1 rRNA gene is annotated in these 1,671 nt (G+C 52.2%); it reads left to right on the top strand.

What is annotated here, in order from left to right:
- Positions 1 to 117: 117 nt before the first annotated feature.
- Positions 118 to 1,655 (top strand): 16S ribosomal RNA (locus tag NE664_12410).
- Positions 1,656 to 1,671 lie beyond the last annotated feature (16 nt).

Below are 1,671 nucleotides of genomic sequence, written 5' to 3'. Positions count from 1 at the left end.
ATTAAACTAAACCCATAGTTAATTCTAAGCCCGAGAGGGCGAAAGTAATTCAACGGAAATAAAAAAGAAGCTAGTGGAAATCTTATGAAGAATGAGATATCCTAAGCGGGAGAACTTTAATATAAGAGTTTGATCCTGGCTCAGGATGAACGCTGGCGGCGTGCTTAACACATGCAAGTCGAGCGAAGTTGTGTTAACGGAGGGCTTCGGCCTAAAGATGATACAACTTAGCGGCGGACGGGTGAGTAACGTGTGGGTAACCTGCCATATACAGGGGAATAATCACTGGAAACGGTGACTAATACCGCATGTCACCGCGGGAGGGCATCCTCCTGCGGGAAAAGGAGCAATCCGGTATATGATGGACCCGCATCTGATTAGCTAGTTGGTGAGATAACAGCCCACCAAGGCGACGATCAGTAGCCGACCTGAGAGGGTGATCGGCCACATTGGGACTGAGACACGGCCCAAACTCCTACGGGAGGCAGCAGTGGGGAATATTGCACAATGGGGGAAACCCTGATGCAGCAACGCCGCGTGAAGGAAGAAGGCTTTCGGGTCGTAAACTTCTATCAATAGGGACGAAGAAAGTGACGGTACCTAAATAAGAAGCCCCGGCTAACTACGTGCCAGCAGCCGCGGTAATACGTAGGGGGCAAGCGTTATCCGGAATTACTGGGTGTAAAGGGAGCGTAGGCGGCATGGTAAGCCAGATGTGAAAGCCCGGGGCTTAACTCCGAGGATTGCATTTGGAACTATCAAGCTAGAGTACAGGAGAGGAAAGCGGAATTCCTAGTGTAGCGGTGAAATGCGTAGATATTAGGAAGAACACCAGTGGCGAAGGCGGCTTTCTGGACTGAAACTGACGCTGAGGCTCGAAAGCGTGGGGAGCAAACAGGATTAGATACCCTGGTAGTCCACGCTGTAAACGATGAGCGCTAGGTGTCGGAGGGGAACCTTCGGTGCCGCAGTAAACACAATAAGCGCTCCACCTGGGGAGTACGACCGCAAGGTTGAAACTCAAAGGAATTGACGGGGGCCCGCACAAGCGGTGGAGCATGTGGTTTAATTCGAAGCAACGCGAAGAACCTTACCAAGGCTTGACATCCCTGCGGCGTATGTAGAGATACATATTTCCTTCGGGACGCAGGTGACAGGTGGTGCATGGTTGTCGTCAGCTCGTGTCGTGAGATGTTGGGTTAAGTCCCGCAACGAGCGCAACCCTTACTTTCAGTAGCCAGCAGGTAAAGCTGGGCACTCTGGAGGGACTGCCGTGGATAACACGGAGGAAGGTGGGGATGACGTCAAATCATCATGCCCCTTATGTCTTGGGCTACACACGTGCTACAATGGCTTATACAAAGAGAAGCGAGACTGAGAAGTGGAGCAAACCTCAAAAAGTAAGTCCCAGTTCGGATTGCAGGCTGCAACTCGCCTGCATGAAGCTGGAATCGCTAGTAATCGCGAATCAGAATGTCGCGGTGAATACGTTCCCGGGCCTTGTACACACCGCCCGTCACACCATGGGAGTTGGAAGCACCCGAAGTCGGTGACCTGACCTGCAAAGGGAGGAGCCGCCGAAGGTGAAGCCAGTGACTGGGGTGAAGTCGTAACAAGGTAGCCGTATCGGAAGGTGCGGCTGGATCACCTCCTTTCTATGGAGACATGGTT

It is taken from the genome of Anaerotignum faecicola (assembly GCA_024460105.1).
In the GTDB taxonomy this organism is placed as follows: domain Bacteria; phylum Bacillota; class Clostridia; order Lachnospirales; family Anaerotignaceae; genus JANFXS01.
Note: the sequence above shows the minus strand (reverse complement) of the source record. Positions and strands in the feature narration are given on the sequence as shown.